The following is a 21187-nucleotide window of genomic DNA, read 5'->3' as shown; positions in this document are numbered from 1 at the left end:
CAACCTTACGCGTGCGTCGCTAAACGAAGCTTCAACAAGGCCGTCTGTAACGTATTCCAGTCGGTTTCTGTGTTTGAGATAAGTTCAACCCGGCTATCCGGCGGCGCGACACTCTGTGTTTCGATGTGCAGGTCATCGCCCTGGCGATTGATGCGTACCAGCCCCTCTTGTATGCGCATAACGCCTTTCACCCGGCCCACCGGCGCCAGACGCGCCCATTCGAGGAGGCCAATGGTGTCAAACACGGTATCGGCATCGAAAATCCAGCCGCAGGCCTGATGACCTTGTCCGCTATTGAGGCTGCGTCGCCAGCGCTGCTGAGCGGGCAGATTTAGCGCAGCGAGTCCTTTTTTACTGGCATGAGTGTGAGAATGTGCGGCGCTGGCCGGCAGTTCCGCCAGATTTTGTCGCGGTAAATCCAGAAGCTTACCGTCTATCTGTCCATGTTCGGCATGAATCAGTTGGCGATCGCCGCCGTACTGTCGCCACCACTGTTGCAGGGCGGCATCGCTCTGCGCCGTGGCGCGATCGGTCTTATTGGCGATGATAATATCGGCTGAGGCGAGCTGATCGCGGAAATTTTCATTGGCGACGCTCTGTTGGTCCAGTAGCAGGCGAGGGTCCAGGATGCAGAGCGTGGCGCGTAAATCAATCCACGGCTCATAAACCGGCGCAGTTAATAAATCCAGAATCTGTTTTGGGTGCCCCAGTCCGGTTGGTTCAATCAGCAACCGGTCAGGTTTGCCCTGGCGTAGCAGCGTGTTGAGCCCCACCTGCATAGGCAATCCGTTGACGCAGCACATGCAGCCGCCGGGGATCTCTTTTAGCAGTGCGCCGCTGTCGGCAAGCAGCGCGCCGTCAATACCCACTTCGCCAAATTCATTGACCAGGACGGCCCACTTTTCAGCCGGATCTTTATGGGCTAATAAATGAAGGATAGAGGTGGTTTTTCCGCTACCGAGAAATCCAGTAATAAGATTGGTTTTGGTCACGTCAGCTCCAGAATATTGATACAACATAACAACTTTAATAATCCTGGCGAATAAACGTGAAAAAGAGAAGCGCTGAGTTGACGAAGTCGTGCTTCTGCCATCTTAAGAGCAGAAAATGTTAAATTTTTAACGTTTCTCTTGCCTGTGCAGAACAGTCAATAAAGAAAAGGATCAGACTGCGCCCTGGGGCGCAGCCGAAAAATGCGAAACTTAATCCGCGCGCCCCATATAACGGCGCTCTTCGATATGAATGCGGATTTTCTCACCTGCGCTCAGGTATTCGGGAACCTGAATCACCAGACCGGTGCTTAATGTCGCGGGTTTGTTACGTGCGCTGGCGGACGCTCCTTTAATACCCGGCGCGGTTTCGACGATTTCCAGATCCACGGTCTGCGGAAGCTCTAGCGCCAGCAGTTGGCCGTCCCAGGTCAGAACCTGCATATCCGGCATTCCGCCTTCAGGCATAAACAGCAACTCTTCTTCAATCTGATCTTTGGTGAAGGTATACGGCGTATAGTCTTCTTTATCCATGAACACATATTCGTTGCCATCGACATAAGAAAAGTCAACGCCGCGACGGCTCAGGGTGACGGTATCAACGATATCGTCGCCTTTGAAACGTTCTTCCACTTTCAGACCGGTGCGGACATCGGAAAAGCGCATTTTATACAGTGTGGCGGCGCCACGGGCGGTAGGCGACTGAATGTCGATATCTTTCACAATCAGCAATTTGCCGTTGTAGTTCAGTACCATACCTTTTTTGATTTCGTTCGCTCTTGGCATCGAGGAGATCCTGTTGTAGAGATTATCTAAAATATCGCGTAAAACTACTCGCGCCGGGCCGTCCAGGCAAGTGGAATTGTCACTTTTGCTGGTGCAAAAAAGGTGATACTGTTCGCCCGCTTTCCGCTCCGCGTTCAACGAGAATACGCGATGGCATGTCGCCCGGAGGGGGGAAGTGTGCTGTGTTGTCCCTTCTGTTTCCAGCCTTGTCTTCGGAATGTCTGAGGGCAGGCCTGATCATGATGACGTCCACATTTTAAATCTGGATTTTTCTTTGGACAAATTCTGTTATCTTTCATTTGGTTATAAATAGAGGGCTGAGCATGGACTGTCGTAGCGGTTGTGGCGCTTGCTGTATTGCGCCTTCAATTTCGTCGCCGATACCCGGAATGCCGTATGGCAAGCCGATGAATACCAGATGCGTGCAGCTTTCGGAAGATAACTTGTGCCTTATCTTTGGCTCGCCTTTACGCCCAAAAGTGTGCTCTGGTTTGCAACCGACAGGGGACATGTGTTTAACGACCCGGGAAGAGGCCATTATTTATTTGCTGGAACTCGAACAGAAAACCTTACCATGAGCTATGCCGTTTTTGATAAACGTGCAGGGGCTTACGTTATATCCCGAAATAGTCTGCAAAAGCTGCGCCTCAAATTACCTCCTTTTACCATTAAATAGCGTAATACATGATTCCCTTATTTCGTGGCTTCTGAAGCGGTAGATGTCGCCGCTCAACCCCGTTGGTGCCTGAACGTGTACCGAATGAACCGTCACATAAAACAAAAACGATCAATTTTATTTATATGATAGTTTTTATCTATTAAAAAGAGGAATTTTGATCGATTTTAATTATTTATAACGATCGATATCATGAATTTGATAGTTTATATCTATCATTGATGTATTTACCGATCGATATAACCAGTGTGAATGTATTGTTATTTTCCTTTAAAATACTCGAATTCTTATGTGTGGGTTTTATCTTATGAAGAAATATACGTTCGCAGCCAGGGCGTTTATTTTTACGCTGGTGTTGCTTTTTGTTATTTCAGTATTCGGGTTGACTATTAGCGTTTTAAAAGGGATGTGAAATGCGGGGAGAAAATAGTGAAATTGATTTAGTCGACGTTTCCTTATTCCTTATAAGAAAATGGCTAAGTATCATGATCGCTACCTTTATTTTTGTTGCCATTGGCTATGTTTTTGTGAGCGTGCAGCATGATACAAAGGTTGTGAGTATGACAATCAAACCTAATCTGGATACGCCTGCTACCTATGCGTTATGTGGCTATACTAATGATATTCAATGTAAAACAACGGTTATCCTTAACCAGTTTAGCCGTTTCTTGCCTACGGAATATAAAAATAAAATAAGTTTTGACGCGAAAGATCAGCTTGTCCTTTTTAAGGCGCAGGGGAGGGAAGAAAGCGTCAATAATATTATTTCCACCCTGAAAAATAGTGTTGATAAAATGGCAGCATGGTATATCGATGACGGTGACATTAAACGTTATAGCGTTCATAAAAATATGTTACAAACGGAAACATATGCAAAGCTATCATTGTTGTCGGAGGCGGTTAAAAATAATGCTAACATTGAAGTGATAGATGTTGCTGTAACACCAAAATATAAGATGCGGCTGGTGTTGGTCCTTTGCGGGCTGATGGGCGTAATTTTCTCAATAACCGGTCTTTTATGTAAGAGGGCGCTTACAGAATATCGTATTGAGAAAAAGACAATGAATGACCGTGCATGAACATTGCGCAGAGATAAACTCTGCGCTGAAATGTGTCGAAGAGTAAAAGTATCAGGCTTGCAAGTTAAACATCTTTAATACGCGCCAGGCAGCACATGGTGGCGACAATCATAACTAACGCAAACCAGAAGACCGCATGATAATTCCAGATTTCTGCAGCGATTCCCGCCAGCGAACCGGCAATGATCCAGCCGACGCGAATGGTATTGGTATACAGCGTGGTGGCTGAACCCGCCTGGCCTGGCATGAGATCCTGAAAATAGAGCATGCCAATCCCGCCAAGAATGCCGATGTAAATCGCGTTCAGCAACTGCAAGCCGAGCAACGTCGCCGGTGCGTGCGCCAGCAACATACCCGCATAAAAGCACAGTCCGGCGACAACGGCGATGCACATTAACAGGCGTTTTCCCAACCGTTTGGCGAAGTAACCTGCAATCAGCATTGTGGGAATCTCCAGCCCGGCGGCGGTGCCCATCATCACGCCTGCAAGTTTTTCCGGAAGATGCAGCTCATTGATGATAAACAGCGGCATATTAATGATATACAGGCTGTTAGTTCCCCACATTAACGTACAGATGACAAACAACAACAGCGTATCGCGGCGATTACGACGCGGTGCTTCCAGCGTGCCGGTTGCCAGCGGCGCATCTTTGCGCATTGACGGTAAAAAGAACCACACCATGACGCCGCAGACGATAAAAGCTACCGCCGCGCTCAAATACATCACCGTAAAGCTAAAACCCATCGCCAGCGCATAGGCCAGCGGCGGCCCAATGACCCAGGCCAGCGAGACCTGGGCGCGGAGGATTGAGCTGAACATCACCGCTTCACGACCTGTACGATCGGCATGTTCTCGGGCCAGCGCAAACATCTGCGGGTTGGCGGTAGAGCCGAAGCTACTGAGAAAGACGCCGATGAACAGCAAAATAAAGTAGTTGCGGTTCCAGGCAAACAACACGCAGGCCAACATGCCCAGCACACAACAGAAAACGATCAGTTTTTTGCGATCGCCTTTTTTATCTGAGCGACCCGCCAGAAACTGGCTCACGATAATGCCGATAACCGCGCTGCCGGTAAAAAAGAATCCCACCATGCCGGGACGGGCGTGAACCTCATCCGTCAGAAAAATACTGAGCGTCGGCGTCTGTAACGCACCGGCAATACCGGTGAGAAAAGCGACGATCAAAAAGGCGGTAGACGTCAGGTCAAATGATTTAGGCGCAGCGGCGGCGGGACTGTTGTGCATGTTTCTATATCAGTGGTGTGAAGAGAGGCGGAGTTTACGCTGCCCGTCAGAAAATAAACAGGCGTCTGAATCAAAATCGACACGAAAAATCAAAATAGCATTCCAATTTGTTATCAGGGGGGCTGACGGAAGCTGAAAGAAAAAAGCTGAAGTCTTTTATGCGTCAGCTATTAATGGTCTGTTGGAGAAAAAATGTGCTTTACCTCAAAAAATTGCTACAAAACCGGTAACTTTTCTTGCGTGCTGAAGCAGAAAGATCCAGACTTCTTGAAACGTTTCAGCGCGATCTGGTTTTTTTGATAACTCAGATTGGCGCTTTTTTTCTCATAGTGGCTGAATCGTTTCAATTCAGCAGGAGAGGAGACACATGTTCCAGTTATCGGTTCAGAACATTCATCCGGGTGAGCAGGCCGGAAATAAAGAAGAGGCCATTCGGCAAATCGCCGCCGCGTTAGCGCAGGCGGGGAATGTGGCGGGCGGCTATGTTGACGGTATGCTGGCGCGCGAACAGCAAACCTCGACCTTTCTTGGCAATGGTATTGCGATTCCCCATGGCACAACAGACACGCGCGATCAGGTGCTGAAAACCGGCGTCCAGGTTTTTCAATTTCCGCAGGGCGTTACCTGGGGAGAAGGCCAGGTCGCCTACGTGGCGATTGGTATTGCCGCCAGTTCGGATGAACACCTCGGCCTGCTGCGTCAGCTGACGCATGTGCTGAGCGATGACTCCGTGGCTGAACAGCTGAAATCCGCGACAACGGCGGAAGAGCTGCGCGCATTGCTGATGGGCGAGAAGCAAAGTGAACAATTAAAACTTGATAACGAGACGATGACGCTGGATGTCATCGCCAGCTCGCTGGTCACATTGCAGGCGCTAAATGCGGCGCGTCTGAAAGAGGCGGGAGCGGTTGATGCGGCGTTCGTCGCAAAAACGATTAACGACAGTCCGATGAATCTGGGGCAAGGCATCTGGCTGAACGACAGCGCGGAAGGCAATTTGCGCAGCGCTGTTGCGGTAAGCCGTGCGACCCAGGCGTTTGACGTAGAGGGTGAAAAAGCAGCCTTATTAGTCACTGTCGCGATGAACGACGAGCAGCCGATTGCCGTGCTAAAACGCCTCGGCGACCTGTTGCTGAACAATAAAGCCGATCGTCTGCTCAGCGCCGACGCCGCGACGCTGCTGGCGTTGCTGACCAGTGATGATGCGCTGACGGATGACGTACTGAGCGCGGAATTTGTAGTGCGTAATGAGCATGGTCTCCATGCCCGTCCGGGCACCATGCTGGTGAATACGATTAAACAATTTAACAGTGAAATTACCGTGACAAACCTTGATGGAACCGGCAAACCGGCAAACGGACGTAGTCTGATGAAAGTGGTGGCATTAGGCGTGAAGAAAGGCCATCGTCTGCGCTTTACCGCGCAGGGTGAAGATGCTGAACAGGCGCTGAAAGCGATTGGCGATGCGATCGCCGCCGGTCTCGGGGAGGGCGCATAATGAGCAGGCGTGTCGCCACCATTACCCTTAATCCGGCTTACGATCTGGTTGGGTTTTGCCCTGAAATCGAACGCGGCGAAGTGAACCTGGTGAAAACCACGGGTCTGCACGCGGCGGGCAAAGGCATTAACGTTGCCAAGGTGCTGAAAGACTTAGGCATTGACGTCACCGTCGGCGGTTTTCTCGGTAAAGATAACCAGGACGGTTTTCAGCAATTGTTCAGCGAACTGGGTATCGCTAACCGCTTTCAGGTGGTTCAGGGCCGGACCCGCATCAACGTGAAGCTGACGGAAAAAGATGGCGAAGTGACCGACTTCAACTTTTCCGGCTTTGACGTGACCCCCGCAGACTGGGAACGCTTTGTTAACGACTCCCTGAGCTGGCTGGGCCAGTTCGATATGGTCTGCGTCAGCGGTAGCTTACCGGCTGGCGTGAGTCCGGAAGCGTTCACCGACTGGATGACGCGTCTGCGCAGCCAGTGTCCATGCATTATCTTTGATAGTAGCCGTGAAGCGTTAGTCGCCGGTCTTAAAGCTGCGCCGTGGCTGGTGAAACCGAATCGCCGCGAACTGGAAATTTGGGCGGGTCGTAAGCTCCCGGAAATGAAAGATGTGATTGATGCGGCGCACGCGTTACGCGAACAGGGTATCGCTCATGTGGTGATTTCGCTGGGGGCGGAAGGCGCGCTGTGGGTTAACGCCTCAGGAGAATGGATCGCTAAACCACCGGCGGTTGACGTGGTAAGTACCGTCGGCGCAGGCGATTCCATGGTTGGCGGATTGATTTACGGCCTGCTGATGCGCGAGTCCAGCGAACATACGCTGCGTCTGGCGACGGCGGTTGCCGCGCTGGCGGTCAGCCAGAGCAATGTGGGTATTACCGATCGTCCTCAGTTGGCCGCAATGATGGCGCGCGTCGACTTACAACCGTTTAACTGACAGCAGGAGAGGCATAATGAAAACGCTGCTGATAATTGACGCTAATCTCGGCCAGGCTCGCGCTTACATGGCGAAAACCCTGCTTGGAGCGGCGGCGCATAAAGCAAATCTGGAAATTATCGACAATCCGAATGATGCTGAACTGGCGATCGTGCTGGGCGAATCTCTGCCGAACGACAATGCTTTGAACGGCAAAAAGGTTTGGCTGGGGGATATTGGTCGCGCCGTCGCGCATCCGGAACTGTTTCTGAGTGAAGCCAAAAGCCATGCGACCCCTTACAGCGCCCCTGCTGCGGCTGCTCCTGCGGCGAGCGGCGGTCCGAAACGCGTGGTCGCGGTAACGGCCTGCCCGACCGGCGTCGCCCATACTTTTATGGCGGCTGAAGCCATTGAAACAGAAGCGAAAAAACGCGGCTGGTGGGTAAAAGTCGAAACGCGCGGCTCCGTGGGGGCCGGCAATGCCATCACCCCGGAAGAGGTGGCGGAAGCGGATTTAGTGATTGTGGCGGCGGATATCGAAGTGGATCTGGCGAAGTTTGCCGGTCTCCCGATGTACCGCACGTCGACCGGCCTGGCGCTGAAAAAGACGGCGCAGGAGCTGGATAAAGCCGTAGCGGAAGCGACGCCGTATCAACCGGCGGGTAAGGCATCGCAAGCGGCGACCGAAGGGAAGAAAGAGAGCGCTGGCGCATACCGGCATCTGTTGACGGGCGTTTCTTACATGCTGCCTATGGTGGTTGCCGGGGGACTGTGTATTGCGCTTTCCTTCGCCTTTGGTATTGAAGCCTTTAAGGTGCCGGACACGCTGGCGGCGGCGCTGATGCAGATTGGCGGCGGTTCGGCGTTTGCGCTGATGGTGCCGGTACTGGCGGGTTATATCGCTTTCTCCATCGCGGATCGCCCAGGCCTTACGCCAGGTCTGATTGGCGGTATGCTGGCGGTTAGCACCGGTTCCGGTTTTATCGGCGGGATCATTGCCGGCTTCCTTGCCGGGTATATGGCGAAGCTTATCAGTACCAAACTGAAACTTCCGCAAAGTATGGAAGCGCTGAAGCCAATCCTGATCATCCCGTTAATTTCCAGTCTGGTGGTGGGGCTGGCGATGATTTACCTGATCGGTAAACCGGTTGCCGGGATTCTGGAAGGGCTCACCCACTGGCTGCAAACCATGGGGACGGCAAACGCGGTGCTGTTGGGCGCGATTCTCGGCGGGATGATGTGTACCGACATGGGCGGCCCGGTGAACAAAGCGGCGTATGCGTTTGGCGTTGGTCTGCTGAGTACGCAAACTTACGCGCCGATGGCGGCGATCATGGCCGCAGGTATGGTACCGCCGTTAGCGCTGGGTCTGGCGACGATGGTGGCGCGTCGTAAGTTCGACAAAGCGCAGCAGGAAGGCGGTAAAGCGGCGTTGGTGCTGGGGCTGTGCTTTATCACTGAAGGCGCTATTCCGTTTGCGGCGCGCGACCCGATGCGTGTACTGCCGTGCTGTATCGTTGGCGGCGCGTTGACCGGGGCTATTTCTATGGCGGTAGGCGCAAAATTGATGGCGCCGCATGGCGGTCTGTTTGTTCTGCTTATCCCAGGCGCAATTACGCCGGTATTGGGATACCTGCTGGCAATTGTGGCCGGTACGCTGGTGGCAGGGCTGGCTTATGCCGTCCTGAAACGTCCGGAGACGGAAGTCGCGGCAAAAGCGGCGTAAGAGAAACACGCTAAAAAAGGCAGAGCGCGCTCTGCCTTTTTTATTGCCTGAAGAACATTGAGCGTCAGGCCACCGCTTCGGCAATTTGCTGGGCTTTTAACCACGCAATCTCTTCCGCCCAGATATCAGGATTGATGGTCTCCAGTATCAGCGGAATACCGTCAAAACGCGCATCCTGCATAATCCAACGAAACGCATCGTGGCCGATATTGCCTTCACCCAGACTGTGATGGCGGTCAACGCGGCTACCGAAGGCGCTTTTGGCGTCGTTCAGGTGCATTCCGCGCAAATACTGAAATCCGACAATTTTCCCGAATCCGGCGAACGTTTTTTCGCACGCCTCTGGCGTACGCAGATCATATCCGGCGGCAAAGGCATGGCAGGTATCGATACAGACGCCAACGCGCGACTTATCTTCCACGCCGTCGATGATGGCGGCTAACTGTTCAAACTCAAACCCCAGATTACTGCCCTGACCGGCTGTATTTTCGATAACCGCCGTAACGCCCTCGGTCTGCGCGAGGGCAATATTGATGGATTCCGCGATCCGCGCCAGGCAATCCTCCTGTGCAATCTGCATCAAATGGCTACCGGGATGAAAATTAAGCAAGGTTAAGCCGAGTTGTTCACAGCGTTGCATTTCATCGAGAAAGGCATCACGTGATTTTTCCAGTGCTTCACTGACCGGATGGCCCAGATTAATCAGGTAACTATCGTGGGGAAGGATTTGCGCCGCCGAGAAATGATACTTTTCACAGGCGATTTTAAAGTCATCAATGACCTGGGGAGTTAGGGGGGCGGCACGCCACTGACGCTGGTTTTTTGTGAAAAGCGCAAAGGCCGTTGCGCCAATTTCAGCCGCGCGGGCAGGGGCGTTAGCCAGACCGCCAGCAGCGCTGACGTGCGCTCCGATGTATTTCATAAAAGACTCCTGTTAAACCCGCTAACGGTTCATTACGAACGCTATGATAACGGGTTAACAGGCGTGAAACGTAATAATTTATGCGATAAGGCTATGGATTAGGACGTTAATGGCGCCACCGCCAATAATCAGCCAGGCGAATAATGCCAGCGCCATCAGCAGCGGTTTCGCCCCCGCTTTTTTCAATGCGCTAACGTGAGTGGTCAGACCCAACGCCGCCATTGCCATCGCCAGCAGCACCGTGTCCAGCGTCACCAGCATATCCACCACGGCTTTCGGCAGCAGGTGGAAAGAGTTGAAGATCGCCACTACGATGAAGAAAATAGCAAACCACGGAATGGTAATTTTGCTTTTTTCCGCGCCGGTCGCCGGGGAAAGCTGTTTAACGCGTGCTGCCAGAATGATCAGGAACGGCGCCAGCATCATGACACGCAGCATCTTAGCGATAACTGCCGCATTTTCCGCATCCGGGCTAACGGCGTGACCCGCTGCGACCACTTGCGCGACTTCATGCATGGTTGAGCCGATATAGATGCCGTAAGTTTCCGGGCTGAACCAGTGCGCCAGCAGCGGATACATTGCCGGGTAAAGGAAAATAGCAATGGTGCCGAAAATAACGACAGTCGCGACGGCTACAGTAACCTTACTGGCTTCCGCTTTTACCACCGGTTCTGTCGCCAGTACCGCCGCCGCGCCGCAGATACTGCTACCGGCGCCAATCAGCCAACTGGTGTGCCTGTCCAGACCAAAGACTTTTTGGCCTAAGAAGCAGGCCAGCATGAACGTGCTGGAAAGCGTTAATACGTCAATCACAATACCGCTAATGCCCACATCGGCGATTTGTGAAAAGGTAAGGCGGAAGCCGTAAAGGATAATCCCTAAACGCAGCAGATGTTGTTTTGCAAACAGCACGCCGCCGTCGCATTGTTTCCATATTTGTGGATAGACGGTATTCCCGATAACCATACCCAGCAGGATAGCCAGGGTCAGGGCGCTGAACCCCGCGCCTGCAACGGCAGGGATAGCGCCGCCCCACAGGGCGACTCCTGTAATGACGGCGCTCAGAGCGAGCCCCGGTATAAAATGCCACATTGTACGACGATGATTCTGCAAGGTGAGTTCTGTCATAACCTTCTCCTGTATATGGACAATAAGGTTACGGTGATCTGGTTTAAAAATAAAATTGATTATATATTTATAATTAATCTTTATAAGTGGTAAGTGAAACGCTATCGGTGGGATACGACTATGCATATTACGCTACGACAACTTGAAGTGTTTGCTGAAGTACTGAAAAGCGGTTCAACAACCCAGGCGTCGGTCATGCTGTCATTATCGCAGTCCGCCGTTAGCGCCGCGCTCACCGATCTGGAAGGTCAGCTCGGCGTACAGTTGTTTGATCGGGTGGGGAAACGGTTGGTGGTCAACGAACATGGGCGCTTATTATATCCGCGCGCGCTGGCATTGCTGGAGCAAGCGGTAGAAATTGAGCAGCTATTTCGTGAAGATAACGGCGCGATACGGGTTTATGCCAGTAGCACCATCGGCAATTACATTTTACCCGCCATGATTGCCCGCTATCGCCAGCATTATCCGGCCTTGCCGCTGGAACTCAGCGTGGGAAACAGCCAGGACGTGATTAACGCGGTGCTGGATTTTCGGGTTGATATCGGCCTGATTGAAGGGCCGTGTCACAGTACAGAGATTATCTCTGAGCCGTGGCTGGAAGATGAGCTGGTGGTCTTTGCCGCGCCGTCCTCGCCGCTGACGCAGGGGCCGGTGACGCTGGAACAGCTTGCGGCATCCCCATGGATTTTACGCGAGCGCGGTTCCGGTACGCGGGAAATTGTCGATTATTTGCTGTTGTCGCATTTGCCGCGCTTTCATATGGCGATGGAGTTGGGGAATTCAGAAGCGATCAAACATGCGGTGCGTCATGGACTGGGGATAAGCTGTTTATCGCGCCGGGTGATTGCTGAACAACTCCAGGCGGGAACCCTGGGCGAAGTCGCGGTGCCGTTACCGCGCCTGGTGCGCACGTTGTGGCGTGTTCATCATCGGCAGAAACATCTTTCTAACGCGTTGCAGCGTTTTTTGAGTTACTGTGAATAAAGGTGAAGAGGAGGGCTGCCCGGGCGGCATCGCCATTTTTAGTATCCGCTTACGTATACGTTATTCTCTGCTTTACTTATAATCCGTGGCCGGTCATGAAGGTCTCTTATAACCGCGCATTTGTGTCGGAAGGATAGTATTTCGTCTGTTACAATCGCGCCTCATTTTTTGGATGGATAGCATTTTCACATGGGTTCCAAAACTAAAACCACAGAAGCGCCCGCGCTACGTCGCGAATTAAAGGCGCGTCACCTGACGATGATTGCCATTGGCGGCTCCATCGGGACAGGTCTTTTCGTTGCATCTGGTGCGACAATTTCTCAGGCGGGGCCAGGCGGCGCGCTGTTTTCTTATATTCTGATTGGTTTGATGGTCTACTTCCTGATGACCAGTCTTGGCGAGCTGGCGGCCTATATGCCGGTATCTGGCTCGTTTGCGACATATGGTCAGAACTATGTGGAAGAAGGCTTTGGTTTCGCGCTGGGCTGGAACTACTGGTACAACTGGGCGGTGACTATCGCTGTTGACCTGGTTGCCGCACAATTGGTGATGGGCTGGTGGTTCCCGGACACGCCGGGCTGGATCTGGAGCGCGCTATTCCTCTGCGTCATTTTCTTGCTGAACTACATTTCCGTGCGCGGTTTTGGCGAGGCGGAGTACTGGTTCTCGTTAATTAAAGTCGCGACCGTTATTATCTTCATCATCGTTGGCGTAGCGATGATTATCGGTATCTTTAAAGGTGTTGAGCCGGTCGGCTGGAGCAACTGGACGACGGGCGATGCGCCTTTCGCTGGCGGTTTTGCGGCAATGATTGGCGTCGCGATGATCGTGGGCTTCTCTTTCCAGGGAACTGAGCTGATTGGTATTGCCGCCGGGGAATCTGAAAACCCGGAGAAGAATATTCCGCGCGCGGTGCGTCAGGTGTTCTGGCGTATTCTGCTGTTTTATGTTTTCGCGATTTTGATTATCAGCCTGATCATTCCTTATACCGATCCAAACCTGCTGCGTAACGACGTCAAAGACATTAGCGTCAGTCCGTTTACCTTAGTGTTCCAGCATGCGGGCTTGTTGTCTGCGGCGGCGATAATGAATGCGGTTATCCTGACTGCAGTACTGTCTGCGGGTAACTCCGGGATGTATGCCTCGACCCGTATGCTCTACACCCTGGCCTGTGACGGTAAGGCCCCGCGTATTTTTGCGAAATTGTCCCGCGGCGGCGTACCGCGCAATGCGCTTTATGCCACCACCGTGATTGCCGGTCTTTGCTTTTTGACCTCAATGTTCGGCAACCAGACGGTCTATCTGTGGCTGTTGAACACCTCCGGTATGACGGGCTTCATCGCCTGGCTGGGGATTGCCATTAGCCATTATCGCTTCCGTCGCGGTTACGTGATACAAGGGTATGATGTGAATGATTTGCCGTACCGTTCCGGGTTCTTCCCGCTGGGGCCGATTTTCGCCTTTGTACTGTGCCTGATTATTACGTTGGGGCAGAACTATGAAGCGTTCCTGAAAGATACCATCGACTGGGGCGGCGTCGCGGCGACCTATATCGGTATTCCGCTGTTCCTGCTTATCTGGTTCGGCTACAAGCTGATAAAAGGTACGCATTTCGTGCGCTATAGCGAAATGCACTTCCCGGAACGCGTTAAAAAGTAACGCGGTATTCTCGTCATAGGCCGGATAGGCTTTATGCCGCTATCCGGCACGGACTGCCTGAACCTGACCCTTCTAACCCTCTCATTCGAGAGGGTTTTTTGTTTTTTCTTTATGATTGGTTCAAATGACATAATTATTAACAATTAAATTGATAATTATTATCGTTTGCTTTATCGTTACGCTCGAAATCAGAAAGGATGAAGATTCGGGCGCGACCGTCACTAATGAGCCCGACTCGCCTGCATAAAAAGAGTTCGCCGTGATAACCGTTATCGCAGGCGAAACGTAATGCGTTGTGAGCGATAACCGATTTTTTTTGTCGTATTTACCTCATGGAGAAATGGAATGTTTAGGTTTAACCCTTTCGTTCGGGTAGGGCTTTGTATGTCCGCAGTTACGTTGGCCTGGCCGGTTGCCGCGGCAACGGATGATGGTGAAACCATGGTCGTTACCGCGTCCGCCATCGAACAAAATCTGAAAGATGCGCCAGCAAGTATCAGCGTCATTACCCAGCAAGATTTACAGCGCAGGCCCGTGCAAAACCTGAAAGATGTCCTGAAAGAGGTGCCGGGCGTGCAGCTCACTAACGAAGGGGATAACCGTAAAGGCGTGAGTATTCGTGGTCTGGACAGCAGTTATACGCTGATCCTGATCGACGGTAAGCGCGTTAACTCCCGTAACGCGGTCTTCCGCCATAATGATTTTGATCTGAACTGGATACCGGTTGACGCTATCGAACGCATTGAAGTGGTGCGTGGCCCCATGTCCTCGCTGTATGGCTCCGATGCGCTGGGCGGCGTGGTCAACATTATCACCAAAAAAATTGGTCAGAAATGGCACGGCAGCGTCACGGTTGACTCCACTATTCAGGAACATCGCGACCGTGGCGATACCTATAACGGTCAGTTCTTTACCAGCGGTCCGCTGATCGACGGCGTGCTGGGAATGAAAGCCTACGGTAGTCTGGCGAAACGCGGAAAAGACGAGCAGCAGAGTTCCGCCACCACCGCTACGGGTGAAACGCCGCGCATTGAAGGATTTACCAGCCGCGATGGAAACGTCGAGTTTGCCTGGACACCAAACGAAAATCATGACGTTACCGCAGGCTACGGTTTTGATCGCCAGGACCGGGACTCCGACTCGCTGGATAAAAACCGTCTGGAACGGCAAAACTATGCGTTGAGCCATAACGGACGTTGGGATCTCGGCAATAGTGAGCTCAAATTCTACGGCGAAAAAGTGGAAAACAAAAACCCCGGCAACAGTAGCCCTATCACGTCAGAAAGCAATTCGATTGACGGGAAATACGTTCTGCCGTTAGCGTCTGTCAACCAGTTCCTCACCTTCGGCGGCGAATGGCGTCACGATAAACTGAGCGATGCGGTGAACCTGACCGGCGGTTCCAGTACTAAAACCTCCGCCAGCCAGTATGCTCTGTTCCTTGAAGATGAGTGGCGCATCTTTGAACCGCTGGCGCTGACCACCGGTATTCGTATGGATGACCATGAAACCTATGGCGATCACTGGAGCCCGCGTGCTTATCTGGTCTATAACGCAACGGATACCCTGACGGTGAAAGGTGGGTGGGCCACGGCCTTTAAAGCGCCGTCGCTATTGCAATTAAGTCCGGACTGGGCGACCAACTCCTGCCGTGGCGGATGCCGCATTATCGGTAGCCCGGATCTGAAACCTGAAACCAGTGAAAGCTGGGAGCTCGGCCTTTATTACCGTGGCGAAGAAGGCATACTGGAGGGCGTGGAAGCGAGCGTTACCACGTTCCGTAACGATGTGGACAATCGCATCAGCATTAGTCGTACCCCTGACGTTAACGCCGCGCCCGGCTATTCCAACTTTGTCGGTTTCGAAACCAACAGTCGGGGACAGCGCGTTCCGGTCTTCCGTTATTACAACGTGAATAAAGCGCGTATTCAGGGCGTGGAAACCGAGTTGAAAGTTCCGTTTAACGAGGCGTGGAAACTGTCGTTGAATTACACCTATAACGACGGACGCGACGTCAGTAATGGCGGGAACAAGCCGCTTTCCGATCTGCCGTTCCACACCGCGAACGGTACGCTGGACTGGAAACCGGTGCAGCTCGAAGACTGGTCATTCTACGTATCAGGGAATTATACCGGGCGTAAGCGGGCCGACAGCGCAACGGCGAAAACGCCGGGTGGGTACGTGGTCTGGGATACCGGTGCGGCATGGCAGGCGACGAAAAACGTTAAACTGCGTGCGGGCGTTCTGAACGTGGGCGATAAAGATCTCAAACGCGACGACTACGGTTATACCGAAGACGGACGTCGTTACTTTATGGCGGTGGATTACCGTTTCTGACAGAGACTGGCGACAGCCGCGTTTTGCCGCTGTCGCCAGAATGTTATAACCGATGCAGCCTGGAGAGCAGCGCCAGCGACAGAGTCGTTAGCAGAATGGCGATTAACGCATAGATATAAACGCCCGACCACGCCCAGCTATTTTTCACCATAATTACCGGCACACCGGCCATTGCCGCGCCGACATAGCTGAACAATCCCCGAAAGCCGGTAATCGATCCCGCCGCATCCTTATGGGTCACATCCAGACAGCCGACGGCAAAAAGCATATGCGGTCCGTATAAGGCGAAGCCCATGATGGTGAACAGAATCGCGGTGAGGGTGTAAGAGGTATCCTGAACCAGCGGCACCAGCACGATGCATATGCACAGCGCTAACGCGAAGATTAATCCGGTCATCCAGCGGTTACTTTTGAACATAAAGTCAGACAAGTAGCCTGCCAGCAACCCACCTGCCAGTCCGCCCGCCTCAAACCAGGAAATAATCGAGTTCGCTTTTATCAGGCTCCAGCCGTGAACCTGTGAATAGTAAATCTGCGGCCAGTCGTTAAGGATGGTGCGCGCAATATAAACCGACATATCGCCGATAATAATGATCCATACCAGTGGATTGGTCAGGATATATTTTACAAAAATCTGCCAGAAGCTCAGGTTGACCGGGCTGGCCTTGACCTGGGCCAGTTCCGTCGGGTCGTTACGCCACTGCCCCACGTTGGGCAAACCTAACGTACCGGGACGATCTTTAATGGTAAATAGCGCCACTATCCCCATCAGCAGCGAAATGGCGCCGGGAACATAAAACCCCATTTTCCAGCTACCGCTAAAGGCGATAGCAAAACTGGTCAGCAGCGGCGCGAGGCTGCCGCCGATATTGTGCGCCGCTTCAACGATAGCCCACCAGCGTCCCCGTTCGTTTTTCGAAAACCACGAGGCCATAATTTTCGCCATCGGCGGAAAGCTGGTGCCCTGTAATATCGCGTTGAGACTGTACAGCACGTAGAATGCCGCCACGCTGTCGGAAAAGCCGAACAGAATATTTACAATCCCCACGCCAATCAGCACCGGGCCGGTCATAGCTTTCGGGTTAATTTTATCGACCAGCATCCCGCCGACAAACTTCATCGCGCCATAAAGAATGTAAAAAATAGAAGACATAATGGCGAAGTCTTCTGCGGTCAGCGACGTTTCCGTCAGCATGGCCGGCATCGCGGCGGAGAAGTTTTTACGGGTAAGATAAAAGACGGCATAAGAGATAAAGACCGAGGCGATAATCTCAAAACGAAATTTTTTATAGGTCTGGTCTATCTCTTTTTTCTCTTTTACAATCGGCTTATCGGGCTGGCTGAAAATAAATGTTTTTATACTCATTTTAAAATTCCCTTCCGGCGAGGTGAGTCGCGTTATAATTCATCTTCAATAAGAAAAAGAAGCAATTCGAAACCGTGATAATTAATCTGATGGTGGATTTTTTCCCGTACAACCGGCTTCGCTTTCCAGGCAATACCGGTGCCAGCATGTTCTAACATCGGCAGATCGTTGGCGCCATCACCGCAGGCAATAATATTCTCCGTGGCAATATTTAACCGGGCAGCCAGGTCAACCAGCGTCTGTTTTTTGTTTGCGGCGTTCATAATCGGCAAGGTAATGTTATCCGTCAGAACGTTATCGCGTATTTCAACCGTATTCGAAAAGGCATAATCCAGTTGATACCGTTCTTTTAGACGCTGGGTGAATATATCCAGTCCCCCGGAGATAATCGCGGTTTTAAATCCTTTGGCCTTGATGACTGGCAGAATAGTTAACAGGCCTGGCGAAAGGGTCATGCGATCGCATACGGCGTTCAGCACTGCTTTCGGTGTGCCTTTCAACATTCCGATGCGTCGGGTAAAACTGGCGTTAAAATCAAGCTTGCCCTCCATCGCCTGTTGGGTAATGGCGGTGATTTGCGTCGACATGCCAAGCGCGCGGGCAATTTCATCCACGCCTTCTTCCGCAATAAATGTCGAGTCCATATCAAACGCGATAATACCGTTAGCAGGCAGTGGCTGCGGCTTAATAAAAAAATCAAACTGCCATTGCAATGAGAGTTCGCGTAAATAGCGATAAAATTCAGGCGTCAGACATTCTGTTGGCAGCGTAAGCTTTAAATAAGCGGTATTGATAAGCGCGGCATAACGTTTATCAAATAATAGCGGAAACGGCATGGTGACGGCATCAAATAACGTTTCCTGTAATTTTTTCTGAAACGTATCGATATCCTGTGTGGTAATAAAATAAATAATGCTCATATGATAACTCCCTTAATTTACGGGTATTATAATGGCTCTTTTGCGACGTGGAATCTTGTGCTATCACAGATATCACAGCCAGAAAAGGGCTAAAAAAGCGTTGTTTTTGATACCAGGTAAAGTTCAGACACAAAAGGTATCACTTTTGATATGCCAACTGTGCGAGGATGTTATTTATTACTGAATGCGAATGACACTGAAAGGATTGATATAACGATGGAGAGTTGCCTTGATATATTCAAAATAGTAATAGGTCCATCCAGCTCACGTACCGTAGGGCCGATGCGCGCCGCCTGTCACTTTATTTCATTGCTCAGAGAACAAGAGACGTTGCCGCTAATTCGGGAAATAGAAATCGAGCTGTATGGCGCGTTATCGTTAAGCCGCAAGTGCCACAATGTGGATACCGCCCTTTATCTTGGGCTGCTGGGCTACCAGCCGGAGAATGTCGATCTCCGCTCGCATATGGCGGTGATTAAGCGTGCGGAAAATGAAAACAAAATCGAACTCCCGCTCTCCGACGCGGGCGGAATCACGATAAAAGTCAAGATTATCGCCAATCACCAGGCGCATCCAGGTCATCCTTATGCCATGACGTTTCGCGCCAGAGATGATTATTTCACGGTGTATGAAGAGACCTGGTTTTCGACCGGCGCCGGGCAGGTCCGCAAACATGGCGAGCCGCTGACGCCATCGCTTCCTTTGCGTACAGTGTCGCCCTTTGAATTTAGTCATGCCGCGCAGTTGCTGGCGCTGTGTCGGCGTAACGGCCTGTCCGTGGCGGCGCTGATGATGAAAAATGAGCTGTGCCGCCACTCGCCACAGACGTTGCAGAATTATCTGGCGCAAATATGGGACGTGATGCAGCAGGCGGTTTATCGCGGCCTGCATACTGAGGGGGTATTACCCGGTCCCTATCAGGTACCGCGGCGCGCCTGTGCGTTACATAAGACGTTACAGGCTAACCGCTCCGCCAGCGATTTTTTAACCGCGCTGAATTGGGTCAATGCCTTTGCGATTGCGGTAAGCGAAGAAAATGCCAGCGGCGGACAGATTGTTACCGCGCCAACCAATGGCGCGTGCGGCATCATTCCGGCAGCGCTCTGCTGGTATGATAAATTTGTCACGCCGCTGGAACCCGGTGCTCTGACCCGTTTCTTCCTGACCGCCGCCGCTATCGCGATATTGTTTAAACAAAACGCCTCTATTCTGGGATCTGAAGTTGGCTGTCAGGGGGAAATCGGCGTGGCGTGCTCAATGGCGGCGGCGGGCCTGGCTGAACTGATGGGCGCATCCGTGGAGCAAACGCTGAGCGCCGCTGAAATTGCCATGGAACATCATCTGGGATTGACCTGCGATCCGCTGGGCGGGCAGGTACAAATTCCCTGCATAGAGAGAAATGCCATCTCTGCCGTGAAAGCGATAAACGCAGCGACGATGGCGATGAGTCGCGTAAGCGAACCCTGTATTTCGCTCGATGAGATCATTGCTGCGATGTACGAGACCGGTAAAGACATGAGCGCTAAATACCGTGAAACGTATCATGGTTCGCTGGGGAAAATTCAGCCGCGCAAGAGAGGGTAACAGCGTGAAATACAATACGATGAATAACGACGAGATTATCCTGTCGTTGTGCGCCCGCTTAAAGGAGACGCGTCTGTCTCTTTCGATGACCCAGCAGCAGCTTGCCGATCGCGCGCACGTTGGCATCGCCACCATCAAGCGTATCGAGAAGGGGGGAGGGCTCAATCTTGATACGCTAATTTCTCTCCTGCGGGCGCTGGATAAGTTGCATAATCTTGATGCGGTGCTGTTTGAATCCGAGCTGCGTAATTTTCACGAAAGTTATGAAGGCGGAGAGGGCAGCGGCCGCCTTCAGGTACGCCAGCAGGCCGCGGATTTAAATAATAAATCTTCCGCGCCGCAGTCGGAGGAGGTGAATTACAGCGCGGCGCTGGAAAATTCATTATGTTGGTGACGTCTCACGCTCGCCCCGTAAATACCGGGCATGAAAGCGCAGATGGTCCTCGATGAAGGACGCAATAAAATAATAGCTATGATCGTAACCGGGCTGGATTCGTAGCGTCATCGGCCAGGCGGTTTGCCGCGCGGCTTCCGCCAGTACGGCGGGCTGAAGCTGATCGGCGAGGAACTGATCGCTGTCGCCCTGATCGATGAGCACAGGAATGGCGTCCTGCGGCTGGCTGGCCAGCATTAATTCGCAGCTATCCCACTCAGTCCAGGCTGATTCATCTTCGCCGAGATAAGCGGTAAGCGCTTTGATTCCCCACGGCACGCGGCTGGGGTTGACGATGGGCGCAAAAGCAGAGACGCTGGTATATTTGCCCGGATTTTTCAGCGCCATGATTAACGCGCCGTGGCCGCCCATCGAGTGCCCGCTGATGGCGCAACGGTCGCTGACGTTAAACTGTGTCTGGATGAGCGCCGGAAGCTCATCGCGCAGGTAATCGTACATGCGATAATGGCTGGCCCAGGGCGGCTGTGTGGCATTGAGATAAAACCCGGCGCCGTGGCCTAAATCGTATCCGCTATCGTCGGCGACCTGTTCACCGCGTGGACTGGTATCCGGCATCACCAATACAATGCCCAGTTCTGCTGCGATACGCTGCGCGCCTGCTTTGGTGGTAAAATTCTCATCATTGCAGGTCAACCCGGACAACCAGTACAGTACCGGAGGCGGTTCATTATCCTGAGTCGGCGGAAGAAAAATGCTGAATGTCATGGCGCAGTTTAGCGTGGCGGCATGATGACGCCAGCGCTGCTGCCAGCCGCCAAAACATCGGTGCTCTTCGAGCATTTCCATGCGGGGGCTCCTTTTATGGTGAACCTGATAAGGTATGCAGATTCTTCATAATACAGATTATTCACCGCGTTGTGAGTAACTTTCACTTCCGTAATACATAAACATGCTTCATCATTTAAATAACGTTGCG

Annotated in this window: 19 protein-coding genes; 11 read left to right on the top strand and 8 right to left on the bottom strand. The window is 52.2% G+C overall.

Annotation, left to right across the window (positions count from 1 at the left end; all coding sequences use genetic code 11):
• Nucleotides 1-5 precede the first annotated feature (5 nt).
• Complete coding sequence (locus NAZ64_RS12870) at nt 6-992, bottom strand: CobW family GTP-binding protein (RefSeq protein ID WP_000169350.1); 987 nt, start codon at nt 990-992, stop codon at nt 6-8.
• A 210-nt stretch (nt 993-1202) separates the two neighbouring features.
• Complete coding sequence (gene yeiP / locus NAZ64_RS12865; RefSeq protein ID WP_001136822.1) at nt 1203-1775, bottom strand: elongation factor P-like protein YeiP; 573 nt, start codon at nt 1773-1775, stop codon at nt 1203-1205.
• Between the two features lie 323 nt (nt 1776-2098).
• Between yeiP and NAZ64_RS12860 the strand changes: the two genes are divergently transcribed.
• From NAZ64_RS12860 to NAZ64_RS12850, 3 genes are all read left to right on the top strand, one after another.
• Entirely contained in the window at nt 2099-2353 is a 255-nt protein-coding gene (locus NAZ64_RS12860) for a YkgJ family cysteine cluster protein (RefSeq protein WP_010989043.1), read from the top strand.
• Between the two features lie 387 nt (nt 2354-2740).
• The gene (locus NAZ64_RS12855; RefSeq protein WP_001519564.1) at nt 2741-2863 is read left to right on the top strand and encodes a membrane protein; all 123 of its coding nucleotides are present in this window, start codon (nt 2741-2743) and stop codon (nt 2861-2863) included.
• A gap of 1 nt (nt 2864) precedes the next feature.
• Nucleotides 2865-3530, top strand: coding sequence for a GNVR domain-containing protein (locus NAZ64_RS12850; RefSeq protein ID WP_483640948.1), 666 nt, complete (start codon nt 2865-2867; stop codon nt 3528-3530).
• Between the two features lie 64 nt (nt 3531-3594).
• Here the strand turns inward: NAZ64_RS12850 and setB are convergent, their stop codons facing one another.
• Complete coding sequence (gene setB, locus NAZ64_RS12845; protein ID WP_220569770.1) at nt 3595-4776, bottom strand: sugar efflux transporter SetB; 1182 nt, start codon at nt 4774-4776, stop codon at nt 3595-3597.
• A 367-nt stretch (nt 4777-5143) separates the two neighbouring features.
• Between setB and fruB the strand changes: the two genes are divergently transcribed.
• Genes fruB through fruA form a run of 3 tightly spaced genes read left to right on the top strand, consistent with a single transcriptional unit; the run spans nt 5144 to nt 8917 of the window.
• On the top strand, nt 5144-6274 hold the full coding sequence (fruB, locus tag NAZ64_RS12840; protein ID WP_220569771.1) for a fused PTS fructose transporter subunit IIA/HPr protein: 1131 nt from the start codon (nt 5144-5146) through the stop codon (nt 6272-6274).
• A complete protein-coding gene (gene fruK / locus NAZ64_RS12835) occupies nt 6274-7212 on the top strand; it encodes a 1-phosphofructokinase (RefSeq protein WP_000091249.1) in 939 nt (312 codons plus the stop codon). Before fruB ends, fruK begins: the two co-directional genes overlap by 1 nt.
• Before the next feature lie 16 nt (nt 7213-7228).
• The gene (gene fruA / locus NAZ64_RS12830; protein ID WP_000854408.1) at nt 7229-8917 is read left to right on the top strand and encodes a PTS fructose transporter subunit IIBC; all 1689 of its coding nucleotides are present in this window, start codon (nt 7229-7231) and stop codon (nt 8915-8917) included.
• Nucleotides 8918-8981: 64 nt separating this feature from the next.
• Here the strand turns inward: fruA and nfo are convergent, their stop codons facing one another.
• Nucleotides 8982-9839 carry a deoxyribonuclease IV gene (gene nfo / locus NAZ64_RS12825; RefSeq protein WP_000873912.1) on the bottom strand — a complete coding sequence of 286 codons (858 nt, stop codon included), beginning with the start codon at nt 9837-9839 and terminating at the stop codon, nt 8982-8984.
• Nucleotides 9840-9917: 78 nt separating this feature from the next.
• Nucleotides 9918-10967, bottom strand: coding sequence for a YeiH family protein (locus NAZ64_RS12820; protein WP_000137966.1), 1050 nt, complete (start codon nt 10965-10967; stop codon nt 9918-9920).
• A 120-nt stretch (nt 10968-11087) separates the two neighbouring features.
• Here NAZ64_RS12820 and yieE point away from each other — a divergent pair, with 120 nt between their 5' ends.
• The 3 genes from yieE (at nt 11088) to cirA (ending at nt 15947) form a co-directional block, all read left to right on the top strand.
• Nucleotides 11088-11951, top strand: a complete 864-nt coding sequence (gene yieE, locus NAZ64_RS12815; protein WP_000548316.1) for a DNA-binding transcriptional regulator YeiE — start codon at nt 11088-11090, stop codon at nt 11949-11951.
• A 189-nt stretch (nt 11952-12140) separates the two neighbouring features.
• Nucleotides 12141-13610 (top strand): lysine-specific permease, encoded by a 1470-nt coding sequence (gene lysP / locus NAZ64_RS12810; RefSeq protein ID WP_000534999.1) that lies wholly within the window; start codon nt 12141-12143, stop codon nt 13608-13610.
• A gap of 345 nt (nt 13611-13955) precedes the next feature.
• A complete protein-coding gene (gene cirA / locus NAZ64_RS12805) occupies nt 13956-15947 on the top strand; it encodes a catecholate siderophore receptor CirA (RefSeq protein WP_079944217.1) in 1992 nt (663 codons plus the stop codon).
• A 43-nt stretch (nt 15948-15990) separates the two neighbouring features.
• Here the strand turns inward: cirA and NAZ64_RS12800 are convergent, their stop codons facing one another.
• Nucleotides 15991-17313, bottom strand: coding sequence for an MFS transporter (locus NAZ64_RS12800; protein WP_000023806.1), 1323 nt, complete (start codon nt 17311-17313; stop codon nt 15991-15993).
• Nucleotides 17314-17345: 32 nt separating this feature from the next.
• Nucleotides 17346-18233 carry a phosphoserine phosphatase SerB gene (gene serB / locus NAZ64_RS12795; protein ID WP_023262920.1) on the bottom strand — a complete coding sequence of 296 codons (888 nt, stop codon included), beginning with the start codon at nt 18231-18233 and terminating at the stop codon, nt 17346-17348.
• A 216-nt stretch (nt 18234-18449) separates the two neighbouring features.
• Here serB and NAZ64_RS12790 point away from each other — a divergent pair, with 216 nt between their 5' ends.
• Together NAZ64_RS12790 and NAZ64_RS12785 are read left to right on the top strand one after the other, a co-directional pair.
• Nucleotides 18450-19817, top strand: a complete 1368-nt coding sequence (locus NAZ64_RS12790; RefSeq protein ID WP_079963592.1) for an L-serine ammonia-lyase — start codon at nt 18450-18452, stop codon at nt 19815-19817.
• A gap of 4 nt (nt 19818-19821) precedes the next feature.
• Nucleotides 19822-20211, top strand: coding sequence for a helix-turn-helix domain-containing protein (locus tag NAZ64_RS12785; protein ID WP_000876817.1), 390 nt, complete (start codon nt 19822-19824; stop codon nt 20209-20211).
• On the opposite strand, the gene fghA is transcribed toward NAZ64_RS12785, so the two are convergent.
• Nucleotides 20200-21057 carry an S-formylglutathione hydrolase gene (gene fghA / locus NAZ64_RS12780; RefSeq protein WP_000425490.1) on the bottom strand — a complete coding sequence of 286 codons (858 nt, stop codon included), beginning with the start codon at nt 21055-21057 and terminating at the stop codon, nt 20200-20202. The genes NAZ64_RS12785 and fghA overlap by 12 nt on opposite strands.
• Between the last annotated feature and the right edge of the window lie 130 nt (nt 21058-21187).

This window comes from Salmonella sp. A1325, assembly GCF_056991255.1.
This window is presented reverse-complemented; position numbering and strand designations above follow the sequence as displayed.